Annotated in this window: 12 protein-coding genes and 2 pseudogenes; 5 read left to right on the forward strand and 9 right to left on the reverse strand. The window is 70.6% G+C overall.

The features are described from left to right. Nucleotide 1 precedes the first annotated feature (1 nt). The 6 genes and pseudogenes from AB0M67_RS07000 to AB0M67_RS07025 all read right to left on the reverse strand — a co-directional run bounded on the left by AB0M67_RS07000 (nucleotide 2) and on the right by AB0M67_RS07025 (nucleotide 8,783). The gene (locus tag AB0M67_RS07000; protein ID WP_365743450.1) at nucleotides 2-709 is read right to left on the reverse strand and encodes a hypothetical protein; all 708 of its coding nucleotides are present in this window, start codon (nucleotides 707-709) and stop codon (nucleotides 2-4) included. A gap of 130 nt (nucleotides 710-839) precedes the next feature. After that, nucleotides 840-2,807: a beta-galactosidase gene (locus tag AB0M67_RS07005; RefSeq protein WP_365743451.1), complete on the reverse strand. Its 1,968-nt coding sequence runs from the start codon at nucleotides 2,805-2,807 to the stop codon at nucleotides 840-842. Beyond that, nucleotides 2,807-5,014, reverse strand: coding sequence for a 1,4-beta-glucanase (locus AB0M67_RS07010; protein ID WP_365743453.1), 2,208 nt, complete (start codon nucleotides 5,012-5,014; stop codon nucleotides 2,807-2,809). The genes AB0M67_RS07005 and AB0M67_RS07010 overlap by 1 nt, the downstream gene beginning before the upstream one ends. A gap of 79 nt (nucleotides 5,015-5,093) precedes the next feature. After that, nucleotides 5,094-6,047, reverse strand: a complete 954-nt coding sequence (locus AB0M67_RS07015) for a carbohydrate ABC transporter permease (RefSeq protein WP_365743455.1) — start codon at nucleotides 6,045-6,047, stop codon at nucleotides 5,094-5,096. Next, nucleotides 6,044-6,967 (reverse strand): annotated as a pseudogene (locus AB0M67_RS07020) (ABC transporter permease subunit); the annotation flags it as partial. The gene AB0M67_RS07015 and the pseudogene AB0M67_RS07020, both read right to left, overlap by 4 nt. Before the next feature lie 142 nt (nucleotides 6,968-7,109). Next, complete coding sequence (locus AB0M67_RS07025) at nucleotides 7,110-8,783, reverse strand: extracellular solute-binding protein (RefSeq protein ID WP_365743457.1); 1,674 nt, start codon at nucleotides 8,781-8,783, stop codon at nucleotides 7,110-7,112. 338 nt (nucleotides 8,784-9,121) lie between these two features. On the opposite strand from AB0M67_RS07025, the gene AB0M67_RS07030 reads away from it, so the two are divergent. Beyond that, nucleotides 9,122-12,010 (forward strand): glycoside hydrolase family 3 C-terminal domain-containing protein, encoded by a 2,889-nt coding sequence (locus AB0M67_RS07030; RefSeq protein WP_365743460.1) that lies wholly within the window; start codon nucleotides 9,122-9,124, stop codon nucleotides 12,008-12,010. A 95-nt stretch (nucleotides 12,011-12,105) separates the two neighbouring features. Here AB0M67_RS07030 and AB0M67_RS07035 read toward each other — a convergent pair whose 3' ends face one another. Further along, on the reverse strand, nucleotides 12,106-13,797 hold the full coding sequence (locus tag AB0M67_RS07035) for a lysyl oxidase family protein (protein ID WP_365743462.1): 1,692 nt from the start codon (nucleotides 13,795-13,797) through the stop codon (nucleotides 12,106-12,108). Nucleotides 13,798-14,159: 362 nt separating this feature from the next. Between AB0M67_RS07035 and AB0M67_RS07040 the strand changes: the two genes are divergently transcribed. Both AB0M67_RS07040 and AB0M67_RS07045 read left to right on the forward strand, forming a co-directional pair. Next, a complete protein-coding gene (locus AB0M67_RS07040; protein ID WP_365743464.1) occupies nucleotides 14,160-14,768 on the forward strand; it encodes a SigE family RNA polymerase sigma factor in 609 nt (202 codons plus the stop codon). After that, nucleotides 14,768-15,463: a hypothetical protein gene (locus tag AB0M67_RS07045; protein ID WP_365743466.1), complete on the forward strand. Its 696-nt coding sequence runs from the start codon at nucleotides 14,768-14,770 to the stop codon at nucleotides 15,461-15,463. The genes AB0M67_RS07040 and AB0M67_RS07045 overlap by 1 nt, the downstream gene beginning before the upstream one ends. A gap of 23 nt (nucleotides 15,464-15,486) precedes the next feature. Here AB0M67_RS07045 and AB0M67_RS07050 read toward each other — a convergent pair whose 3' ends face one another. After that, the gene (locus AB0M67_RS07050) at nucleotides 15,487-18,483 is read right to left on the reverse strand and encodes a glycoside hydrolase family 2 TIM barrel-domain containing protein (RefSeq protein ID WP_365743468.1); all 2,997 of its coding nucleotides are present in this window, start codon (nucleotides 18,481-18,483) and stop codon (nucleotides 15,487-15,489) included. Further along, nucleotides 18,483-18,692, reverse strand: a pseudogene (locus AB0M67_RS07055) (carbohydrate ABC transporter permease); the annotation flags it as partial. The gene AB0M67_RS07050 and the pseudogene AB0M67_RS07055, both read right to left, overlap by 1 nt. A gap of 117 nt (nucleotides 18,693-18,809) precedes the next feature. On the opposite strand from AB0M67_RS07055, the gene AB0M67_RS07060 reads away from it, so the two are divergent. Further along, a complete protein-coding gene (locus AB0M67_RS07060; protein ID WP_365743470.1) occupies nucleotides 18,810-20,156 on the forward strand; it encodes a 6-phospho-beta-glucosidase in 1,347 nt (448 codons plus the stop codon). Nucleotides 20,157-20,176: 20 nt separating this feature from the next. Further along, the gene (locus tag AB0M67_RS07065; RefSeq protein WP_365743472.1) at nucleotides 20,177-21,445 is read left to right on the forward strand and encodes an alpha-L-fucosidase; all 1,269 of its coding nucleotides are present in this window, start codon (nucleotides 20,177-20,179) and stop codon (nucleotides 21,443-21,445) included. Nucleotides 21,446-21,470 lie beyond the last annotated feature (25 nt).

Consider the following 21,470-nt stretch of genomic DNA (forward strand, 5'->3'; position numbering starts at 1 on the left):
GTCAGCCGCCCGAGACCGAGAAGCTGTTCGTGGTGAAGTCGAGACCGCCGGACGACGAGGTGATCTCATAGCCGAACTGCACGTCCCCGATGGTCTCGTTGCCCCACCAGCCCTTGGTGTTCTTGATCCACCTCAGAATGGGCAGGATGTCGACCGTGCCGGAGGTGGAGTCCGAGGTGCGCAGGAACGAGAAGACCTCGTTTCCGCCGTTGTTCCCCTTGTAGACGTTCCAGGTGTGGCCGCCGAGTGTCGCCGTGCCCTGTGAGGTGCCGAGCGGGCCGACCGCGCCGTTGTGGTTCACCCAGAGCATGACCTCGTAGTCGTAGTCGGTGTCCCAGATGTCATACGACGTGTTGTACGCACCCGAGGACGGCACGGAGACGTGGTAGTTGCTCCGGAGCGAGGAGAGGGAGTCCAGCGGCTTGTTGATCACCTTCTTCGCGTTGGGGTACGACTTGATGCCGCCGGTGTTGGGGTGGGCGGCCCATACCCCCCAGTTCGAGGAGGAGTTGGCCCAGATGGTCTGGGAGCCCGCGCCCGAACCCCAGATGTTGTTGTAGAGCGTGTAGCCGTCGGAGGTGGTGTACGAGCCCCACTGGTCCGACGAGGACCAGATGGCCGCGTGGGCGGGGGCGGCGGCGAAGCCGATGAGCGCGGCGAACGCGGCCGTGGGGGCGAGCAGCAGCCTGCCCGGGGTACGGAGGTTCATGGCGTCCCTTCCCTGAGGGTTCAGCGGGTCAGTGGGTCGGCGATTCCTCGGTGACTCGGTGGCTCGGTGGTTCAGTGGTTCAGTGGCTCGGTGGTTCAGTGGTTCGGCGACTCGGTGGTTCGTCACGGCATCAGCCCGGACGGAGGATCGCCACACCGTGGCGGCCCAGCTCGACCGAGCCGTTCACCGCGCGATCGCCGAGCAGCTCCCGGTACGGGCCGCCCACCGTCACGGTGACGTCCTTCGCGCCATGGTTGAGCAGAAAGAGCAGCTCGCCCCGGCGTACCGCCTCCACCCCCTCGGGCCCTCCGTCCAGCACGGGCCGGACACCCGCGCCGTCCGCCACCCGGGCGAGCAGCGCACGCAGCGCCTCCGGTTCGGGGAGCGTCGAGACGTACCAGGCACGGCCGTTGCGCAGGACGGCGGGAAGCCCGGCCAGCTCTCCGCTCGTGTACGAGGCGATGGTCTCGCCCGTCGACACCTCCAGCTCCTCTGACCACAGGGTGGCCCGGAACCCGTCGCACTCCACGGTCTCGTCCGCGTCCAGCGGCCACCACTCGTGGACCGTGCCGATGCCGAACAGTTCGCGCAGCCGGGCGTCCATCCCGCCCTCCCGCACCCGGTCGTCCTCGTCGGCGACGCCCGTCAGAAAACCGGACACGAGGGTGCCGCCGTCGCGTACGTACCGGACCAGGTTGTCGATCGCGGCGTCGGTCAGGAGATACAAGTGCGGTACCACCACGAGCCGGTAGGTGCTCAGGTCGTGATCGGGACGGGCGAAGCCGGTGCGGAGGTTCGACTCCCACAGGGCGCGGTGCCAGGCGCGCAGGACCTCCGGGTAGTCCAGACGGGACGAGAGCCCGCCGTCCTGCTGGTCCGCCCACCAGGAGTCCCAGTCGTGCAGCACGGCGATCTCATCGACGGTGTGCGTGCCCGTCACTTCCGCTCCCAACAGGTCCAGTTCCGCGCCGATGCGGGTGATCTCCCGGAAGGTACGGCCCTGTTCGCCCGCGTGGCTGAGCATCCCGGAGTGGAACTTCTCGGCGCCCTGCCGGGACTGGCGCCACTGGAAGTAGCAGATGGCGTCGGCGCCGCGCGCGACCGACTGCCAGGACAGCAGCCGATTGAGGCCGGCCGGCTTGGGGTGGTTGACGCCCCGCCAGTTGACCGACCCCGCCGCCTGTTCCATCAGTACCCAGGGACCCCGTGCCTGGGAGCGGGTCAGATCGCCGAGCATCGCGTTGTACTGACCGCCGTACGGATCCCTCGGGTCGGGGTAGATGTCGACGGACACCACATCCTCGCGCTCCGCCCATCCCCAGCCGTCCTGACCGCTCCACAACGGCATGAAGTTGCTGGTCACCGGGGTGTCCGGGGTGTGGCGCACGACGATGTCGCGTTCCGCGGCGTAACACTCCAGCAGCGCGTCCGAGGTGAAGCGCCGGAAGTCGAGGGTATGCCCGGGGTTGCGCAGATACTGGGCGCGCCGGGGCGGGATGACCTCGTCCCAGCTGTCGTAACGCTGGCTCCAGAAGGCGGTGCCCCAGGACTCGTTGAGCGCGTCGAGGCCGCCGTGCCGGGCGCGCAGCCAGGCGCGGAAGTGGCGTGCCGTCTCGTCGCACCAGCAGTGGGTGCAGTACTCGTTGTTGATGTGCCACATGCGCAGCGCCGGATGGCCGCCGTACCGCGCCGCGAGGTCCTCGGTGAGGGCGGCGGCGTACGCGCGGTAGACGGGCGAGCTGGGGCAGAACTGCTGCCGCGAGCCCCACCACACGATCCGGCCGTCCTCGTCACGCGGCAGCGTCTCCGGATGGCGCGACCCCATCCACGGCGGCGGAGAAGCGGTCGGGGTGGCCAGGACGACCCCGATGCCGTTCTCCGCCATGAGGTCCATCAGCCGGTCGAGCCAGCCGAAGTCCCGTGCGCCCGGCCGCGGTTCCAGCTTCGCCCAGGAGAAGACCCCGAGCGTGACGGAGTTGACCCGGGCCTCCCTCATCAGCCGCACGTCCCGCGCCCAGGTCTCCTCGGGCCACTGTTCGGGGTTGTAGTCGCCGCCGAAGAGCACCCGGCCCCGCGTGGCGTCGTCCAGGGAAGGCATCAGGCGGGGTCTCCGTACTGGATACCGCGGCCGTTGGTGCCCAGATAGACACGGCCGTGGACGCGTGGATCGCCGGTGATCACCTCACCGGTCCAGCCCCACTGATGGGCGTCGTCGTTGATCCGGATCCAGCCGGCCCCGGCGTCGTCGGAGCGGTACACCCCGACGAAGCCCTCCGTCGCGCCGGTCTGGAAGACGGCGGGATAGGCCGCCCCCGGAGCGGCCTTGCCGAAACCGAGGGCGTACGAGGCCCAGCAGCTGGTGACCTTGGTGAAGGAACGACCGCCGTCGGTCGACCGGAACAGCCCATTCCATTTGGCCGACAACCAGAGATCACCGGTCCGTCCCGGCGCCGCCGCGATCCGGAACTGGACATCCCCGGACGGCAGTCCGCCCGCGCCGCGTACGAACGTCGCGCCCGCGTCCGTGGAGCGGTACACGGCGCCGCCGTCCGTGTCGTACACATAGAAACACCGCGGGTCGACCGGGTCGGCGACCGGTACCGCGCCCCGGGGGAAGGTGGCCACCTCGCTCCAGCCGGCGCCCCCGTCGGTGGAGCGGAAGCCCGGGTGCCGTGTGCCGTCCCAGTGGACGAACGACCACAGCAGCGTGGCGCCGTCCGCGCTCACCGCGATCGGCCCGGGAGCGGTCGAGGCGATCGCGGGCTGCCCGGCGAACGGCCGCCAGCTCCGGCCGCCGTCCGTCGAGGAGGCGCCGTTCCCGTGGTCGCCCCAGCCGGTGCGCACCACATACGCCGGCTTCAGCGTGGCGAGCGCCAGACCGGTCGCCGTACCGAAGACCGGGTTCGTGGCCATGCCCCGGGACGGGGAGACGGTCAGCGACTCGTGGTACATCACCCCGATATCGCCGAGACCGCTGAGCAGAGGGGCGGTTCCGGTGGCGGGCGAGACCAGCTGGCGCACCGCGGACTCCTCCAGACCGCGGATCCAGGGCGCCCAGCGCACCAGATCGCGGGTCGCGAACAGGGTGGCGCCCGTGCCGAACACGAGGTGCTTCGAGTCGTACGGATCGATCGCGACGGTCTGGATCCACCAGCCGAACTTGGGCGTGGCGCCCCAGCCGAGATACGGCGTCTCGCGGATGTCGAGCGTCGCGGTGTCCTTGAGCGAGACCCAGCTCCCGCCGCCGTCCGTGGAGCGATAAAGGGTGTCGACCGGTCCCCAGCGGTTGTTGGTGGAGACGACGACCGTACCCGGGACCCGGGCGTCGACGGCCACACCCCCGTAGCCGAAGGCATCGGCCCCCGACGGCCGGACGGGCGTCACCTCGGTCCAGCCGCCGGTGGCGGTGTCGAGCCGGTGGACCGATCCGTCGGTCTGGTTGTTGGGGCCGGGCGCGTTGGCATAGGTGACGTACAGGGAGAGGGAGTTCGCGTCGAAGGCCGCGCGGATCGGCACCCGCGCCGCCGCGCCCGACGGCTGACCGGGGACGGCCTCCCACGCCATGCCGTCGCTCGTACGGTAGAGCGCGCCGCCGCCGTCGCCCCACCCCGCGTACACCACACGCCCGGCGGCCACCAGGAAGGTGATGCCCTGGCCGGAGGCGCTCGCGGCGGCGGGGAAAGGGGCGGCGGCCCAGGTCGCGCCCCGGTCGGTCGATGTGAGCAGTCCGTCATGGCGGGTGCCCAGATAGAGGGTGTCGCCGTTACGCGGGTCGACGAGCAATCGCTCGCCCGCGCCCCGGCCGTCCTCGTTGCCGCCGAGTTTCACGGGCAGAGCGGTACGGCTCCAGGTGGCCCCCCGGTCGGCCGACCGCAGCACGGCGCCGTCGCCGGCCCAGGACTGCGTATAGGCGCCGAGAGCGAGATAGAGCCGGTCGGGCTGGTTCGGATCGACGGCCATGGCCTCGACGCCGAGCAGATGGTAGTCGTCCCAGCCGAGATGGTCCGTGAGCGGTGTCCAGCGCTGGGCCGCGTCGTCCCAGCGGTAGGCGCCGCCGATGTCGGTACGGGCGTAGGCCAGTCCCTTGACCGCGGGGTGGAAGAGCACGCCGGTGAGGAAGCCGGTGCCACCGATGGTGACCGCGCGCCAGCGGTACGGCTGCTCCGCCGCCGCCCGGCCGTCGGCGACGGGGGAGCGTTGGGGCGCGGCCACCGCCGGGGCGCCGGTCAGCGCGAGGGCCGCCGCCGTCCCCGAGGCCGTGCTGAGAACCGTACGTCTGCGGGGTCCATGCGTCGGATCGGACATGACGTCACCTTCCGTCGTGGGGGAGTGCGCGCCGGGGCGGCACCTGGTGAGGTCGTGCGCGAGCAGGCCCGGGGGCGCGTCAGCCCTTGACAGCGCCGGTGAGCATGCCCTTCCTGAAGTGCTTCTGGACAAAGGGCGAGGCGACGGCGACAGGCAGCAGCGCCAGCACCATGACGGCCATCTGCACGGCGAGCGGGGAGAGCCCGCCGGTCTTGATCCGCTGCCCCAGGCCCGTCGGCGGTTCCTGCTTCTGCACCAGCTGGATCATGACGTTCTGCAGCGGCATCATGTCCTGGTCCGTCAGATAGATCGACGCGTTGAACCAGGCGCTCCAGTAGCCGACCGCGTAGAAGAGCGCGATGACCGCGATCACGGCCCGGGAGAGCGGAATGACGATCTGCCACAGGATCCGCAGATCGCCCGCGCCGTCGATCCGCGCGCTGTCGAGCAGCTCCGGGGAGATGTTCATGAAGAACGAGCGCAGGACCAGGACATTGAAGACGCTCACCGCGCCCGGCAGGATCAGTGCCAGATAGGTATCGGTCAGCCCCAGCGCCTGGACCAGGAGATAGGTCGGGATCAGCCCGGCCCCGAAGAACATGGTGGCCAGCAGCGTCATCAGGATCCAGCGGTGGCCGAGTGAGTGCGTACGGGAGAGCCCGTACGCGCACAGGACGGACACCACCATGCTGAACGCCGTGCCCACGACCGTCACCCCCAGGCTGACCAGGGCGGCGCGCTGCACCTGGCCGCCGCTCAGCAGCTCCTCGTACGCGATGAGGGTGAGGTCTCTGGGCACGATCACCAGACCGCCGGCCGCGTCGATGGTGCGCCGTGAGGAGAGGCTGGTGACGATCACGATCCAGAGCGGGAAGAGGATCGCGAGACAGGCGGCCGAGAGGGCGATGCCCTTGCCCGCGAGGCCCGCCCCGGTGGGCTTCTCCTCCCAGACCGGACGCGGCGGCGCGGACCAGGGACGGCGCCCACGCGGGGCGGCGGTTCCGGAGCCGGTGGGGGTGGCGGTGCCGCTCACTTCTTGTACACCCCCTGCTCGCCCATGAGATGGGCGACCTTGTTGGCCGTGAGCACCAGCCCCAGACCGATGACGCCCTTGACCAGACCGGCGGCGGCGGCGTAGCCGAAGTCCTGGTTCCGGATGCCCGTCCACCACACGAACGTGTCCAGCACCTCCGCCGCGTCGCGTCCCACCGCGTCGCGCTGGAGCAGGATCTGCTCGAAGCCGACGGTCAGCGCGTCGCCGACGCGCAGCACCAGCAGCAGGGCGATCACCGGGCGCAGCGCGGGCAGGGTGACATGCCACATCCGGCGCCACCGGTCCGCCCCGTCCATCGCCGCGGCCTCGTAGAGCTCGTGGTTGACGGAGGCGAGCGCCGCGAGGAAGACGATGATGCCCCACCCGGCGTCCTTCCAGACGCCCTCGGCCGTCAGCAGGAAGGCGAAGAGGTCCGGGTCGGTCATCAGGTCGAAGCCCTCGACGCCATGGCGCCGCAGTGTCTGGGCGATGATGCCCGCGCCGCCGAAGATCTGCTGGAAGACGGTGACGACCAGGACCCAGGAGAAGAAGTGCGGCAAATACAGCACGGCCTGGGCGACCGCACGCACCCTGGGCCGTACGACACTGTTGATCAGCAGCGCGAACAGGATCGGGACGGGAAAGTAGAGCACCAGCTGGAGGAAGAACAGCACCAGGGTGTTCTGTACGGCCGCCCAGAACGCGGAGTCGCCGAAGATCCGGGCGAACTGGTCGAAACCGACCCAGGGGCTCTCCAGTATCGCGACGAAGCCGTTGTCGCTGAGGTACGGGTCGTAGTCCTGGAAGGCCACCACATTGCCGAGGATCGGCAGATAGCTGAAGACGAGCACCAGGAGCACCGCGGGCAGCGTCATCAGGATCAGCGCCCGGTCCCGGCGCCACCGCACCCGGAGGGCCGGTCCGGAGGTCCGTCCGCGCCTCGGCGGCCGGTTCCCGCCTTTCCGCCGCGGTGGCCGGGGTGCGCTCCGCGCACGCCGGCGTGCGTCCGCGTCCGGAAGCGTGCTCTGCGACACCTGAACTCCCTGCGTCGTGTGGCGCCTGTCAGTTCGCGGCCGGTCCGGACTCGTCGAGCAGCTTTCCGTACCAGTCGCGCAACTGGTCTCCGCCCCCGCTCCGCCAGTCGGAGACGGCCCGCCGCATATCGCCGATCTTCTTCCGGCCGCGGACGATGTCGTCCTCCAACTGCTCGAAGTCATCGGCGAGATTGGTCCAGCGCGTGGGCTCGGTGATGGTCAGCCCGTAGAAGGAGGTCTTCTTGGTGAAGGCGCCCATGCGCTGCTGCCACTCCACCTGCGCCCTGGCGATATCGGGTCGGTCGGGGTGGGCGACATACGCGGCCGGGTCACCGGTGTAGTCGAAGGTGCCGGCGACCTCGATGGTGCCCTTGTCGTTCTTGACGGGCAGCCCCTTCTCGACCGTGTAGTGCGTGCCCTCGACGCCGTAGTCGGTGAGCATGCGCTCCTTCGTGCCGTACGGCGCGGCCGTGAAGTTGGCCATCGCCAGCACGTCCCTGACCAGCTTCTCCGAGGAGCCCTTCCGGACGAAGGCCCAGATGCTCGCGGGCTGAACGGCGTAGAGCTCCGGGTCACCGCCCGCGTGGCCGAAGAGGTCCAGGGCGCCCATCGCGAACCCGGGGGTGGCCGCCTGCTCGACGGTCTTCGCGTACCAGTGGGAGAGGTCCTGGTTGTAGATCAGGACCTGACCGGCCGTGAACCGGTTGCCGGCGTCGCCCTGTACGGCCTTGGCGTCGGGATGGACCACCCCGGCGGCGTACAGCTTGCGCGTCCACTCCAGGGCTTCCAGATACTCGGGGGTCTCGACACGGTTGACCAGCTTGCCGTCGACCAGGTCCCACCCCAGGGCCTTGTCGTTGCCGGAGAGCACCCCGAACATATTGAAGGCGGTCCACTTCATGTCGTCGCAGGCCCACACCTTCGATCTGGCGCTGGTGATCTCCTTGGCGAGCGCGAGGAACTCCTCTGCGGTGCGGGGCAGTTCGTATCCGCGCTGCTCGAAGAGGTCCTCGCGGTAGAAGGGCGCGATGTTCACGACATACGAGGCGGGCATCGGGATGCCGCGCAGCGCGCCGCCGAAGATCGAGCGCTGCCACGCGTCGGTCGGCACGGCCGCGAGATTAGGGAAGTCCTTGACCTTGTCGCCGGAGAGATACGGTCCGAGGTCCTCGAACTTGGCGTTGACGGCGCTTGGAATCTTGCCGGTCAGATTCCAGCCGGGCACGATCACCACATCGGGGATCCCGCTGGAGGCGAGCACGGCGCCGAGCTTCTCGTCGTAGGTGTTGCCGTCCTGGTTCTGCCAGACGGTCCGTACCCCGATCGCGTCGTTCATGGCCGCGTAGTACGGGTTGTCACCGGACGGCGGGGTGCCCCAGTACGGCGACATGATGGTGATCCGGCTGCCCGCGCCGAGCTTCTCCGGCACCGAGCCCTTGAGATCCGCGTCGGCGATCGCCCGGGTGAATCCGGCGGAGGAGCCGTTCTCGGGCGGGATGTCCGGTGCCACGACGCTCTGTGCCACGAAGGCCGGAAGGATCTTCCGCGCCTCCTTCCTGGAGGTGGTGCCCTCCTTCTTGCCGCTCCGCGTACCACCGCAGGCGGTGAGCAGCGGTGCGCCGCCTGCCACGGCGATGGCGGCGACCGCGGTGGAGGCGAGGAAGCTTCTCCTGCTCGGTGCGGAGGAGGACTTCGGCGTCATTGCGTCAAACCCTTCGTGGTGCGCAGGAACGTACGGCGGAAGCCCACCGGTCGGCTGCGGTGTCGAAGATTTGTCGAAGCGCTTCGATGTTGCTGCGAGGTTAAATGAACCCTTCCGGAGGCACAAGAGCCGCCTCCAAGATTCCTCGCCGATCGGTCAGTCCCGGTCAACAAGCGTGATGAGAAAGGAAGTTGTCCGGATACGGCAGCGGTGCCCGGCTCCCCGGGATGTCTTGACAGCCGACCGGCGGACTCGGAGCATCGAAGCGCTTCGAAAGTCGAACGGGAGCCTCTTCCGGCTCTTTCGGCCCTACCGACCTTCTCCAGGGAGAACCCTCCGTGACCGAGGACCAGCCGCTCTTCCGTGACCCCGGGGCGACCCGTGCCGCGCGCGTCGAGGATCTGCTCGCGCGGCTGACCCTCGATGAGAAGACCGCCCTGCTGCATCAGTTCGCCCCGGCGGTGGAACGCCTGGGCGTCGCGGCGTTCCGTACCGGACAGGAGGCACTGCACGGTGTCGCCTGGATGGGGCCCGCGACCGTGTTTCCGCAGGCCGTCGGGCTCGGCGCGACCTGGAACGAGGAACTGGTGCGGCGGGTCGGGGAGGCCGTCTCGCACGAGATACGGACGATGCGCACGCGGGACGGCCGGGTCGGTCTGAACGTCTGGGCCCCGACGGTGAATCCGCTCCGCAACCCGCTCTGGGGACGCAACGAGGAGGGGTACGCGGAGGACGCCCGGCTCACCTCCGTCCTCGCCACCGCCTACACCCGGGGGCTGCGCGGCGATCACCCCGACTACTGGCGCACGGCTCCGGTGCTCAAGCACTGGCTCGCGCACAACAATGAGACGGACCGGGCCACCACCTCGTCCTCCATCCGCCCCCGCGTTCTGCACGAATACGATCTGCGCGCCTTCCGCGGGGCCGTCGAAGAGGGTGCGGTGGCCGGGGTCATGCCCGCGTACAACCTGGTCAACGGGCGTCCCAACCATCTCTCGCCCGCGCTGCGCGAGCATTTGCGCGGCTGGACGGACCAAGAGCTGCTGGTCTGCTCCGACGCGGGCGCGCCCAGCAATCTCGTCGACGCCGAGGCGTACTTCGACACCCATGAGGAGGCCACCGCGGCGGCGCTGCGCGCCGGGGTCGACAGCTTCACCGACCACGGCACCGACGCGTCCGTGATCACCGGCCGGATCCGCGGCGCCCTCGAACGGGGGCTGATCGGTGAAGCCGATATCGACACGGCGGTACGACGGCAACTGACGGTGCGGTTCGCGCTCGGGGAGTTCGACCCGGAACGCGATCCGTACCGGGAGACCTCGGCCTTCGACACCCCCGGACACCGCGCGCTCGCCCTGGCGGCGGCCGAGCAGGCCGTCGTCCTGCTCAAGAACGACGACGACCTGCTGCCGATCGCGCCGGGCCGCCGTGTCGCGCTGGTCGGTCCGCTCGCCGACGAGTGCAAACTCGACTGGTACAGCGGCACCCTGATCCGCCGTTTTACCCCGCTCGACGGGCTCCGTGACCGCTTCGGTGCCGACCACATCACCTTCGCCGACGGCGCGGACCGGGTCAGGCTCAGGGCCATGACGGGCGGCTGGGTCCGGGTGCTGGCGTCCGGGCCGGTGGAGGGGATGGCGAAGGAGACGGCGGGGGAGACGGCGGGTGGGACCCGTGACGCCGAGGGCGCGCTCGACCCGGCGCTGACGGCCGGACGTACCGACCTCCCGCCGCTGACCTGTGACGCCGACGGGGCCGCCGAGGCCACCGAACTGGTTCTGACCGACTGGGGGAACGGGCTGATCACGCTGCGCGCGCCCGACCGCCGCTATCTGTCCGTCGCCGAGGACGGGTACGTACGGGCCTCCGCCGATCAACCGGGCGGCTGGGTGGTCCAGGAGACCTTCCGGCTCGAAGAGCACGAGAGCGGGCACCTCCTTGTACACGCGGGGACCGGCGGGTACGTATCGGTCGCCGCCGACGGCCTGAAGGTTGCCGGTCCCGGCACACTTTTCGAGATCGCCGTCCTGGAGCGCGGCGAGGACGCGGTGGCCCGCGCGGCGGCCGACGCCGACGTGGTCGTCGTCGTGGCGGGCAATGACCCGCATATCAACGGCCGGGAGACCGAGGACCGCCGCACCCTCGCCCTGCCACCGCACCAGGACCGGCTGTGGCGGGCCGCGCACGCCGCCAATCCGCGCACCGCGCTCGTGCTGACCTCGGGCTATCCCTACGCGGTGGCCGACGCGGGAGCCGTGCTCCCGGCGCTGCTGTGGACCGCGCACGGCGGCCAGGCGGCGGGCACCGCGCTGGCGCGGATACTGGCCGGCGATGTCTCACCGGCGGGACGGCTGCCCCAGACGTGGTACGCGGACGACGCGGATCCGGCCGGTCTCCTCGACTACGACATCATCGGCTCGCGGCAGACCTACCTCTACTTCGACGGCACGCCGCTGTACGCCTTCGGCCACGGGCTGTCGTACTCGTCCTTCCGTTACGACGCCCTGGAGGTCGGCCGGACAGGAGGTGATTTCCGGGCACGCGTCACGGTCACCAATACCGGCTCGCGCGCCGCCGACGAGGTGGTGCAGCTGTATGTCGGGCAGGCCGCCCCGCGCGTCCCGCGTCCCCGTCGTCAGCTGGTCGCGCACGCCCGCGTACCGCTCGCGCCGGGGGAGTCCCGTACCGTCCAACTGGCCGTCGGGAGAGACGAACTGGGCCACTACGACGTGGCGCGCGGCGCGTGGACCGTACCGGAGGGAACGTATGTGTTCGAGGCGGCGGCCTCCAGCGCGGACATCCGCCGCTCCGTCCGGCTCTCCGTCCCGGGCGACACCCCGTGCGCCAGGGACCTGAGACGGAACGGACTGGCGGCGGCCGACTACGACGAGCAGACCGGCACCGAGATCGTCGACCGGACCAAGGTGTCGGGTGACGCGGTGACCCCGCTGGACTCGGACGGCGAGCGGAGGGCGGGCGAACTGCTCTTCCGTGACTGTGACTTCGGGGACGGCGCGAGCGGTATCGTCCTCGACGCGGCGGGCGAGGGGGAGGTCACCCTGACCACGACCGACGGGACACGCGCGGTGATCGAGGTCCGGGCGGGCGGCGGCCCGTACGACTACCGCACCACCCCACACGCCGGGTTCAGGGTCTCGGGCGTGCACGACCTACGGGTCACCCTGCGCGGCCCCCTGCGGCTCGCGCGAATCGATGTCACCGGATGAGCACGCGGACGGGGGCCCGGACGGCTCGCACCGCCCGGACCCCCTCGCCGCCGAAGGACCGCGCGTCAGCGGTCCGCGGATCAGCGGTCCGCGGATCAGGGAACGTTGATCAGATCATGCGCGGGCACGGTCACCTTGCGGGCACCGGTCGTGCCGCTCAGCACCACCTTGCGCAGCGCGGTGTTGTTGGACAGGCTGGTCTCGTGGAGCCGGCGCTCGGGGTTGGCGAGCACCTCGATGTAGTACGTACCGTTCGGCAGGTCGGTGATGTCGAACGACTGACCGGGGCGGTACTGGGTGTACGTGTCACCGGAGCCGACGTCCAGCACCTCACGTACGGAGATGGAGCTCTGCACACCGCAGGCGGTGGACAGATCGGTGTTGTTCGGGTGCCAGTTGGCGTTCTTCACGGTGTAGTCGATGGCGTCGGTGTTGGCCAGACAGAAGGCTTCCTTGCCGCTGCGCACGGCCTCCTTCTTGTCGGCCCTCAGCAGCCGGTAGCTGGCGAAGTCGGTGAAGTGCCAGTGCTCGTGGCCCTGCCGCGCGTCCCACTCCATGGTGCCGGCGGGCTGGTAGCCGACCTGCTTGCCCTTGGCGTCGTAGAAGTACTGGTACGCGTCCATCAGGTCCTTGCCGGGACTGCGGAAGCCGTCCACGACCAGCGGCGCGGGACCGGCGTTCCACACGTTCGCGCTGAACGCCAGATAGTCCTTGCCGGGGATGTCCCCGTCCTCGCCGTCGGTGATGGAGATGTCCCACGCCGGCAGCGCGCGCAGATCGGGCTTGGGTACGTCGGGCACGCTCGCACGGCCGGTCGGCCGCTTCGCGTTGGGCTTGAGCGCGGGCGCGATCCGCGAACCGTCGGTGTGCCCGGGGCCGTCACCCAGATGGGCCGCGGCCTTGCCGGACATGAGCGCGTTCGGCAGCGCGGGCGGCGCCGGGGCGTCGGCCCCGCGGCCGTTGCTGCTCACATGCGCCGAGGCGCCGGCATGCCCCGCCGGCGCGCCATGACCACCATGGCCACCGCCGTGACCCGCGGCCTTGGCTCCCGAGGGAGCCGCTCCGACCCCGCCCCCCTCGTCCCACTTGCGGTCGCGCACCGTGACCTTGATCGACTTCGACGTGTTGGGCATGCCGAACAGGTCGCGGTACTTCTTGGTGACGGACACCTTGGCGGTGTACTCCCCGGCCGGCAGGTCGACCGGCTCGGAGTAGTACCCCAGGTTGGTGTTGGTCGCCCAGCCGTTCTCGACGCCCCACACCGAACCCAGCGTGAACGGGTTGGTGGAGCAGCTCTCGGGATACTTCGAGGTGGACGGGGCGTCCGGCCGGATCCGGCCCGAGGCGTTGTTCGGACAGAACGTCTCGGTGGTCTTCACGACCGCCGCGCCCGCCGCGTCGCTGACGGTCACCTGGAGGAAGCCCGGCAGACCGGAGAAGTCCTTCACCAGACCCTTCGGGAGGGTCTTGGTCGTGGTCTTCTTCCCCTCGCGGATGACCTGCTTGGCGACCACGGCGTCCTTGTAGGACGCGCGGGTCACCCGGAACTCCAGGGGCCCGCCATCGGCGGTGACATAGGTACCGAGGTCCAGATAGACCCCCGGTTCGCCCTCGTAGCGGTCGATTATCACGGAGTTGGAGGCGGCGATCAGGGAGAGCTTGGGGCCCGCCGGCGTCGCCGCTCCGGCGAACGGCGCGGCTCCCGCCACGCCCGCGATCACCGCGAGCGCCGCCCCGGCGGCGATCGCCGATCGGCGTGTACGGCTGTGGTGGTGAGGTCTGGTCATCGGTTCCTCGTCTGCGAGTGCCAGAACAACAGTGGTGCGCACGGATGGCTCGGGGTCCGCCGGCCGGGAATATCCCGACGTTTCATGACGGGCCCCATGCGTCATCTATGTGTCACCTGTGAGATCAGAAGGACGTCACTCCGGGTTGCCCGCGGACCCACAAGTCGCCGATGGTTGGCCGGAATTGTGCGACGAAACGCGGATCAAGCCATCAGTGCGTGATTCCTGCCCCAGGAACCCCTCGGCTGTGCTACTGAGGCCGGGAGAAACAAGGGGTGGAGTCACGCGAGTGCTGGGCTCGCGCATCCCGCGGCGGCGGGAACGGCCGGTGCGGGAGCGGACAGCGGACAAGGAGCGGCTCCGTGGGCACAGTGGTCGATGACGCCACCGCTGCCGAGTTCCATGCGTTCTTCGAGCGGCACTACGCCGAACTGTCCCGGCTGGCCTATCTGTTGACGGGCGATGCCGACACGGCGGACGATCTGGCCTCGGACGCCCTGCTGGCGATGTGGCGCCGCTGGGACCGGGTACGGGCCGCCGATCACCCCGTCGCGTACGCCCGCGGGGTGGTCGCGAATCTGGCCCGTTCCCGGATCCGGAGCGCGGTGAGGGAGCGCCGCCGCGTCTCGCTGTTCTGGTCGCAGCGGAGCGATCGCTTCGACGATCCGGACGTACCGGCCGTGCTCGATGTCCAGGCGGCGTTACGGCGGCTGCCGTTCCGTAAACGCGCCTGTGTGGTGCTGAGATATGCCCTGGATCTCTCCGAACGGGACACGGCGCTCGCCCTGGGCATCTCGGTGGGCACGGTGAAGAGCCAGTCGTCGCGGGGGATGGCCGAGCTGGGACGGCTGCTCGGACCGGGTGCCACAGCGGAAGAGGTGCAGGCGACGGTGGCCTCGCAGCGTGCCGCGGCGCCCGCCCCGGCACATGGTTCCGGGCGCGCCTCGACACGTGCCGAAGGCAGGGGCTGATGGACGAGCTGCACAGGCGGCTGAAGGAGACGGCGCGGGCCCACCACCCGGACCGGGAGCGGATGCGCGCGCGCATTGAGCGGGGCATGGCCGGGCAGGAAACGCGCCCCGCGGGCGGGCGCGCCCACCGCCCGGCGTCCTGGTTCCGGGTCGCCACGGCGGCGGTCGCGGCGACCGGCGTCCTCGCCGTCGGAGCGCTCGCCCTCGACGCGGTCATGGACGACGGCGCCGGTCGGGCGAGGACGGTGGCGACCACCCCGGGCCCGTCGAGCGGGACACCCGACAGCCCGCCCGCGGGTACCCAGGACGGCTATCTCTGGTCGGACGGCGTGCTCGACCCGAACAGCAACGCCTACTGGGCACAGAGCAACATCACGCTCAGAACGGACCGACCACTGACCTCGCTGACCCTCGAACTACGCGTCGCGCAGACCGGAGGGGTACGGGACACCGGCTCCTGGCGGTCGCTGCCCGAAGAGGACTTCACCGTCTCCGTACGCCCCGAGACCGGTGCGCTGGTCTACCGGTGGACGCTCAAGGACGGCGTGACGGTCCCGGCGGGCGAGCATGTCTTCGCGGCGCAGTACAACCACGCGGAGGGCGCGCGGGACGCCGGGGACGACCGGTACACGGCGGTCGCGACCGGCTCGGGCGGGCCCGCCGAGGTCCGGGGGGACTTCACCGCGGCGCGGTAGCACGCCGGCCGGGACGCGGCCCGTCACAGCGGGCGCAGCGTCCATGACCAGCGATAGGTCCCGGCGCCCAGCCGGTAGCGGGGCAGCGTGTCCGGCCCGCAGGACGCGGTGCCGAGACCCCGGTGGGCCGCGTCCAGATGGACCACGCAGTGCGGCAGCGGTACCAGCTCGTCGTGGTGCGTGGCGGCGGCGAGACCGGCCGCGCGGTGGCGGGTGACCGAGACCTGCCGGGGCGCGTCGAGCCGTACGGTCAGCCCGCCCCCGGTCTCCTCCGACAGCAGCGAGAAGCCCCGGACACCGGAGCGCCCGCCGCTCTCCTGCGGGCGCAGATACGGGGTGAACAGCCGGTCCACCGGGGCGCGGTGATGGCCGACCTGGCCGCCCGCGCGCCGGTCGGGATAGGTCTCCCAGGGCCCCTGGCCGTACCACTCCATCCGGTCGAGACCGCTCACCGTCTCGAAGACCGTGCCCACGCGCGCGGCGTCGGTGAGCCCCTCCGGGAGGACCGCGGTCTCCTCGACGAGCAGTCCGCCGCCGCTCAGCGGGGTGAAGACCTGCTCGTGCGCGACGGCTCCGGCGGCCGTCGGGTACGTGGCGCGCACCGTGACAGGGCCGCCGACGCGCTCGACCGAGACCGGTTCGCGTACGAGCCGGTCGAGGCCCAGTTTCCGCCAGTGGTCCGCCGAGCCGCCCAGCACGTCGTTGTCGGTGGGCGCGCGCCACAGGCTCAGCGCCGGCGGGGACGACAGCAGCGGATGCCGCAGCAGCCCGTCCGCGCCGACCACCGCCCAGTCCTCGTCCCAGGTCCCGCCCTCGGCGGAGGCCCACACGGCGGGGGTGTACCGCCGCCGCAACTGGATCTGCGGGGTGCATACTTCGGTGCCGCGTGGCGCCCAGGGCTCATCGTCCCGGGTGGTCACGCGGAGCGTCAGCCACATCTCACCGCCGTCCCCGGCCGGTCCGGCGAGGAGCCCATCGGGGACGGGAACGTCAGCCGATCCACCGGGCGGCACCTCGGGCAGGACGGCCGGCGCGGTACGGGTGGCTGCCTCCTCCGAGGACAGCACCCATTCCGCGGTCAGCCAGGACAGATCGCGGAAGTGCTGGGCGTTGGTGATCCGCACCTCCCCGTCGGACCCGGACGACGGCCCGTGGGAGGGTACGTGCGAGAGCCGGACAGGGGCGGCGATCTCGCGGTGCTCGTACATCGCGGGCTTCGGCGTGCGGTCGGGGAAGACGAGCCCGTCCGCGCAGAACGCGCCGTCGTTCGGGGTGTCGCCGAAGTCCCCGCCGTACGCCCAGCGATAGCCCTCCGCCGTCACCCCGTCCTCGTACGCGCCCGCGCCCGCGAGGCCCGCCGGGCGGCCGGGTCCTTCCCCGTCGTCGGTGCGCTGGAGGATCCCGTGGTCCCAGAACTCCCAGATGAAGCCGCCCTGGAGCCCGGGAGTGGACTCGATGGCCGCCCAGTGGTCCGCGAGCGTCCCGTTGCTGTTGCCCATGGCGTGCGAGTACTCGCACAGGATCAGCGGCTTGGTCTGCTCACCGGAGGCGGCGTGCGCGACGATCTCGTCCAGTGGCGCGTACATCGGACAGAGGATGTCGCTGGCGACCTCCGGCGACGACCAGTCGGTCCTGGCCGCGCCCTCGTACTGGAGCGGACGGGTCGGGTCGTAGCGGCGCAGCCAGCCGGCCGCCGCGTCATGGTTGGCGCCGTAGTCGCTCTCGTTGCCCAACGACCAGACGATGACGCTCGGATGGTTCTTGTCGCGCAGCGCCATCCGGGAGACCCGCTCGGTGAAGGCCGCCAGATAGCGCGGGTCGCCGGCGAGTTCATGGGCGTGGTGGTGGCTCTCGATGTTCGCCTCGTCGACGAGATAGAGCCCCAGTTCGTCGGCGAGATCGAGCAGCGCGGGATCGTTGGGGTAGTGCGAGGTGCGGACCGCGTTGAAGCCGAAGCGCTTGATCGTCTCCAGGTCGGCGCGCATCTCCGCGGCGGTGACCGTCCGTCCGGTGAGCGGATGGAAGTCATGCCGGTTGACGCCCCGGATGAACACCCGTTCGCCGTTGACCAGCAGGTCCTTGCCGACGATCTCGACGGTGCGGAAGCCGGTGCGGTGGTGGGAGGTGTCGGCCACCGAGCCGTCGGGGCGGTGCAGCCGGAGCGTCAGCCCGTACAGCTCGGGTGTCTCGGCCGACCAGGCACGGACGTCGGGTACGGTCGCCCGCAGCCGGGCCTCGCCGAGGAACTCGGAAACCCGTGTCCGCCGGGCGTACCGCTCGGCGAACTCCGGGTCGGGGACCAGTTCACCGGCGCCCTCGATCCGGCCGGAGACCCGCCACCCCTCGGGCAGCGGGCCGTCGGCCGTGCGTACCTGGGCGTCGATCACGAGCCGGCCGTCGACGGGCGCGGTGATCCGTACGTCCGCCAGCCAGAGCGGATCGGTGGCGTAGAGGAAGACGGAGCGGGTGATGCCGCCGTGCCACCACTGGTCCTGGTCCTCGATGTGCGAGGCGTCGGACCACTTGACCACTGTCAGCCGTACGGTGCTCTCGGTGCCGGGACGCACGGCCGGGGTGATGTCGAACTCGCTCGCCAGATGCGAGTCCTTGCCGATCCCCACCGGGCGGCCGTCGACCTCGGCGATCAGCACGCTCTCGGCGGCGCCCACATGGAGCACGACACGGCGGCCGGCCCAGTCGGTGGGAACGGTGAACTCCCGCTCGTACACCCCGGTCGGATTGGCCGCGGGGGACAGCGGCGGGAACTCCCTCCACGGCATACGCCAGTTGGTGTACCGCGGCAGATCACCGGTGTCCTGGGTGGTCCAGCAGCCCGGTACGACGGACTCCGTCCACTCCTCCGACAGCGGTGCGTCGGGCGCCGGCAGCAGCTGGAAACGCCAGGCACCGTCCAGCGGGAGGCCACCGGAACGGCGGTCCACGGCATGCATGGGCAGCCGCCGCCAGGAGGTGAGTTCGGGAGACTCCCAGGGACGTACGGTCAACGGCGATCCGGTCATCAGCGAATGGCCCCCTTGGCCAGGTCCGCCACGATCTGGCGAGCACCCGGGACGAACACGACGAGCAGTGGGATCAGCGTGAGCAGCGGCCGGACATCGTCGTTCCACTGCCCCATGAAGGTGAAGATACCGAGGAAGGCGAGCCCAGGCCCGACAACCGGCGGCGCGACATGCCGGTACGTGCGCGGAAGGCAGCGGCCGTCGAGCCGGAAGCCGTCCGGTGCGAGTGCCGCCCGGTGACCCGGTTGCCCGCGCCGCCCTGGGCGAGGCCGGTGTAAAAGTGGTTCCAGTTGGAAGTCGGCTCAGGTACCGAAGGCGGTTCAGGCGTGAGGCTCACCATTCTCGGCGGCGGCGGATTCCGGGTGCCGCTGGTGTACGGAGCACTGCTCGGCGATCACGCGGAGGGTCGCGTCACCCATGTCACCCTGCACGATCTGGACGCCGCGAGGCTCACGGCCGTCGCGCGCGTGCTGGCCGAGCAGGCCGCGTCCGTCCCCGACGCACCGGCCGTCACGGCCACCACCGACCTCGACGAGGCGCTGCGCGGCGCCGACTTCGTCTTCTCCGCCATCCGCGTCGGAGGGCTCGAAGGCCGCGCGGCCGATGAACGCGTCGCCCTGGACGAGGGCGTGCTCGGCCAGGAGACGGTCGGCGCCGGAGGCATCGCGTACGGACTGCGCACGGTCCCCGTGGCCGTCGATATCGCGCGACGCGTCGCCCGGCTCGCCCCCGACGCCTGGGTCATCAACTTCACCAACCCGGCCGGCCTCGTCACCGAAGCCATGTCCCGGCATCTCGGCGACCGCGTGATCGGTATCTGCGACTCACCCGTGGGCCTGGGCCGCCGTGTCGCGCGCGCACTCGGCGCCGACCCCGACGAGGCGTCGATCGACTACGTCGGCCTCAACCACCTCGGCTGGCTGCGCGGGCTGCGCGTCGCCGGACGCGACGAACTGCCCCGGCTGCTCGCCGACACCGAAGCCCTCGGCTCCTTCGAGGAGGGCAAGCTCTTCGGTACCGAATGGCTCCAGTCCCTCGGCGCGATCCCCAACGAATACCTCCACTACTACTACTTCAACCGGGAAGCGGTACGCGGCTACCAGGAGGCCGAGCAGACCCGCGGCGCGTTCCTCCGTGACCAACAGGCCCGTTTCTACGACGAGATGGAGCGGCCGGGCACCCCCGCGCTCGCGGCCTGGGACCGTACCCGCGCCGAACGCGAGGCCACGTACATGGCGGCGAACCGCGAGGCGGCGGGCGTCGGCGAGCGGGACGCGAGCGACCTGGAGTCGGGCGGCTACGAGAAGGTCGCGCTCGCCCTGATGCGCGCCATCGCCCGTGACGAACGCACCACGCTCATCCTCAACGTCCGCAACCGCACCACGCTGCGCGTGCTGGACGAGGACGCCGTCATCGAAGTGCCCTGCCTCGTGGACGCCAACGGCGCCCATCCGCTGGTCGTCTCCCCCCTGCCGCACCACGCCACCGGCCTGGTGTGCGGCGTCAAGGCCGTCGAGCGCGAGGTCCTGGCCGCCGCCGAGAGCGGCTCGCGCGCCACCGCGGCCAAGGCGTTCGCCCTGCACCCGCTGGTGGACTCCGTCACCGTCGCCCGCCGTCTCGTGGACGGCTATACGCGGGTACACCCCGGTCTCGCCTATCTGAACCAGAAGTAGGACCTCACAAGGAGCGCCGTATGACCATGCAACCGTGGTTCCCCGACGCCAAGTTCGGGATCTTCATCCACTGGGGCATCTACGCCGTGGACGGAGTACAGGAATCCTGGTCGTTCTTCGAGGGCGATGTTCCGCACGACCAGTACATGGCCCAGCTCGACGGGTTCACGGCGGCCCGCTACGACCCCCGGGAGTGGGCGGAGCTGTTCGCCCGCGCGGGCGCCCGGTACGCGGTGCTGACCAGCCGTCACCACGATGGAGTCTCCCTGTGGGACACCGCGCTCGGTGATCTGAACGTGGTACGCCACACTCCGGCAGGCCGCGATCTGGTCGGTCCGTACACCGAAGCCCTCCGGGAGCAGGGCCTGAAGGTGGGCCTCTACTACTCGCACAGCGACTGGAACCACCCCGACTATGCCTCCACGCGCCACGAGGACCGCCCCGCCGGGCAGGAGACCAATCCGTACGCCGAAGTCCCCGAGGAACAGCGGGACCTGACCGCCTGGGCGCGCTATCTGGACTACCGGGACGGCCAGGTCCAGGAGCTCGCGACGCGGTATCGCCCCGATCTCCTCTGGTTCGACGGCGAGTGGGAGCGCACCGAGGAGCAGTGGCGGATACGCGAACTGGCCGCGCTGATCCGCTCCGAACTCCCCGCGTGTGTCCTGAACGCGCGCATGCTCAGCGAGGGCGACTACGCGACCCCCGAACAGGGCGTGCCGATCGAGGCCCCCGAGGGCCCCTGGGAGCTGTGCCTGACCTTCAACGACTCCTGGGGCTACCGGCACCAGGATCATCACTACAAGTCCACCGGCCAGCTGATCCGCTACTTCACCGAGACGATCGGCGCGGGCGGCAATCTGCTGCTCTCGGTCGGCCCGAAGGCGGACGGCACCCTGCCCGCGGAACAGATCGAACGCCTCGAAGGCATGGGCGCCTGGATCGCCCGGCACTCCGAGGCGGTGTACGGGACGGCCGCCGGTCTGCCCGCCGGGCACCACTACGGCCCCAGCACCCTGTCGGCCGACCGCCACACCCTGTATCTGACGGTCTTCGACATCCCGCGCGGGCCCGTCGGCGTACGGGGGCTGCGGACGCCGGTGCGCCGGGTGAGCGTGCTCGGTACCGGCACCGAACTGGGCCATACGGTCCTGGGCGGCCTCCACGAGGTGCCGGGCGTGCTCTGGATCGACCCGCCCGGGGCCGCCGACCTCGATGAGCACGCGACGGTCCTCGCCGTGGAACTGGACGGCGAACTCGACCTGTACCGCGGCGCCGGACGCTCCTGATTCCGTACCGGACCGGATGGCCGAT

The sequence above is a fragment of the Streptomyces sp. NPDC051662 genome (genome assembly GCF_040681655.1).
GTDB lineage: Bacteria > Actinomycetota > Actinomycetes > Streptomycetales > Streptomycetaceae > Streptomyces.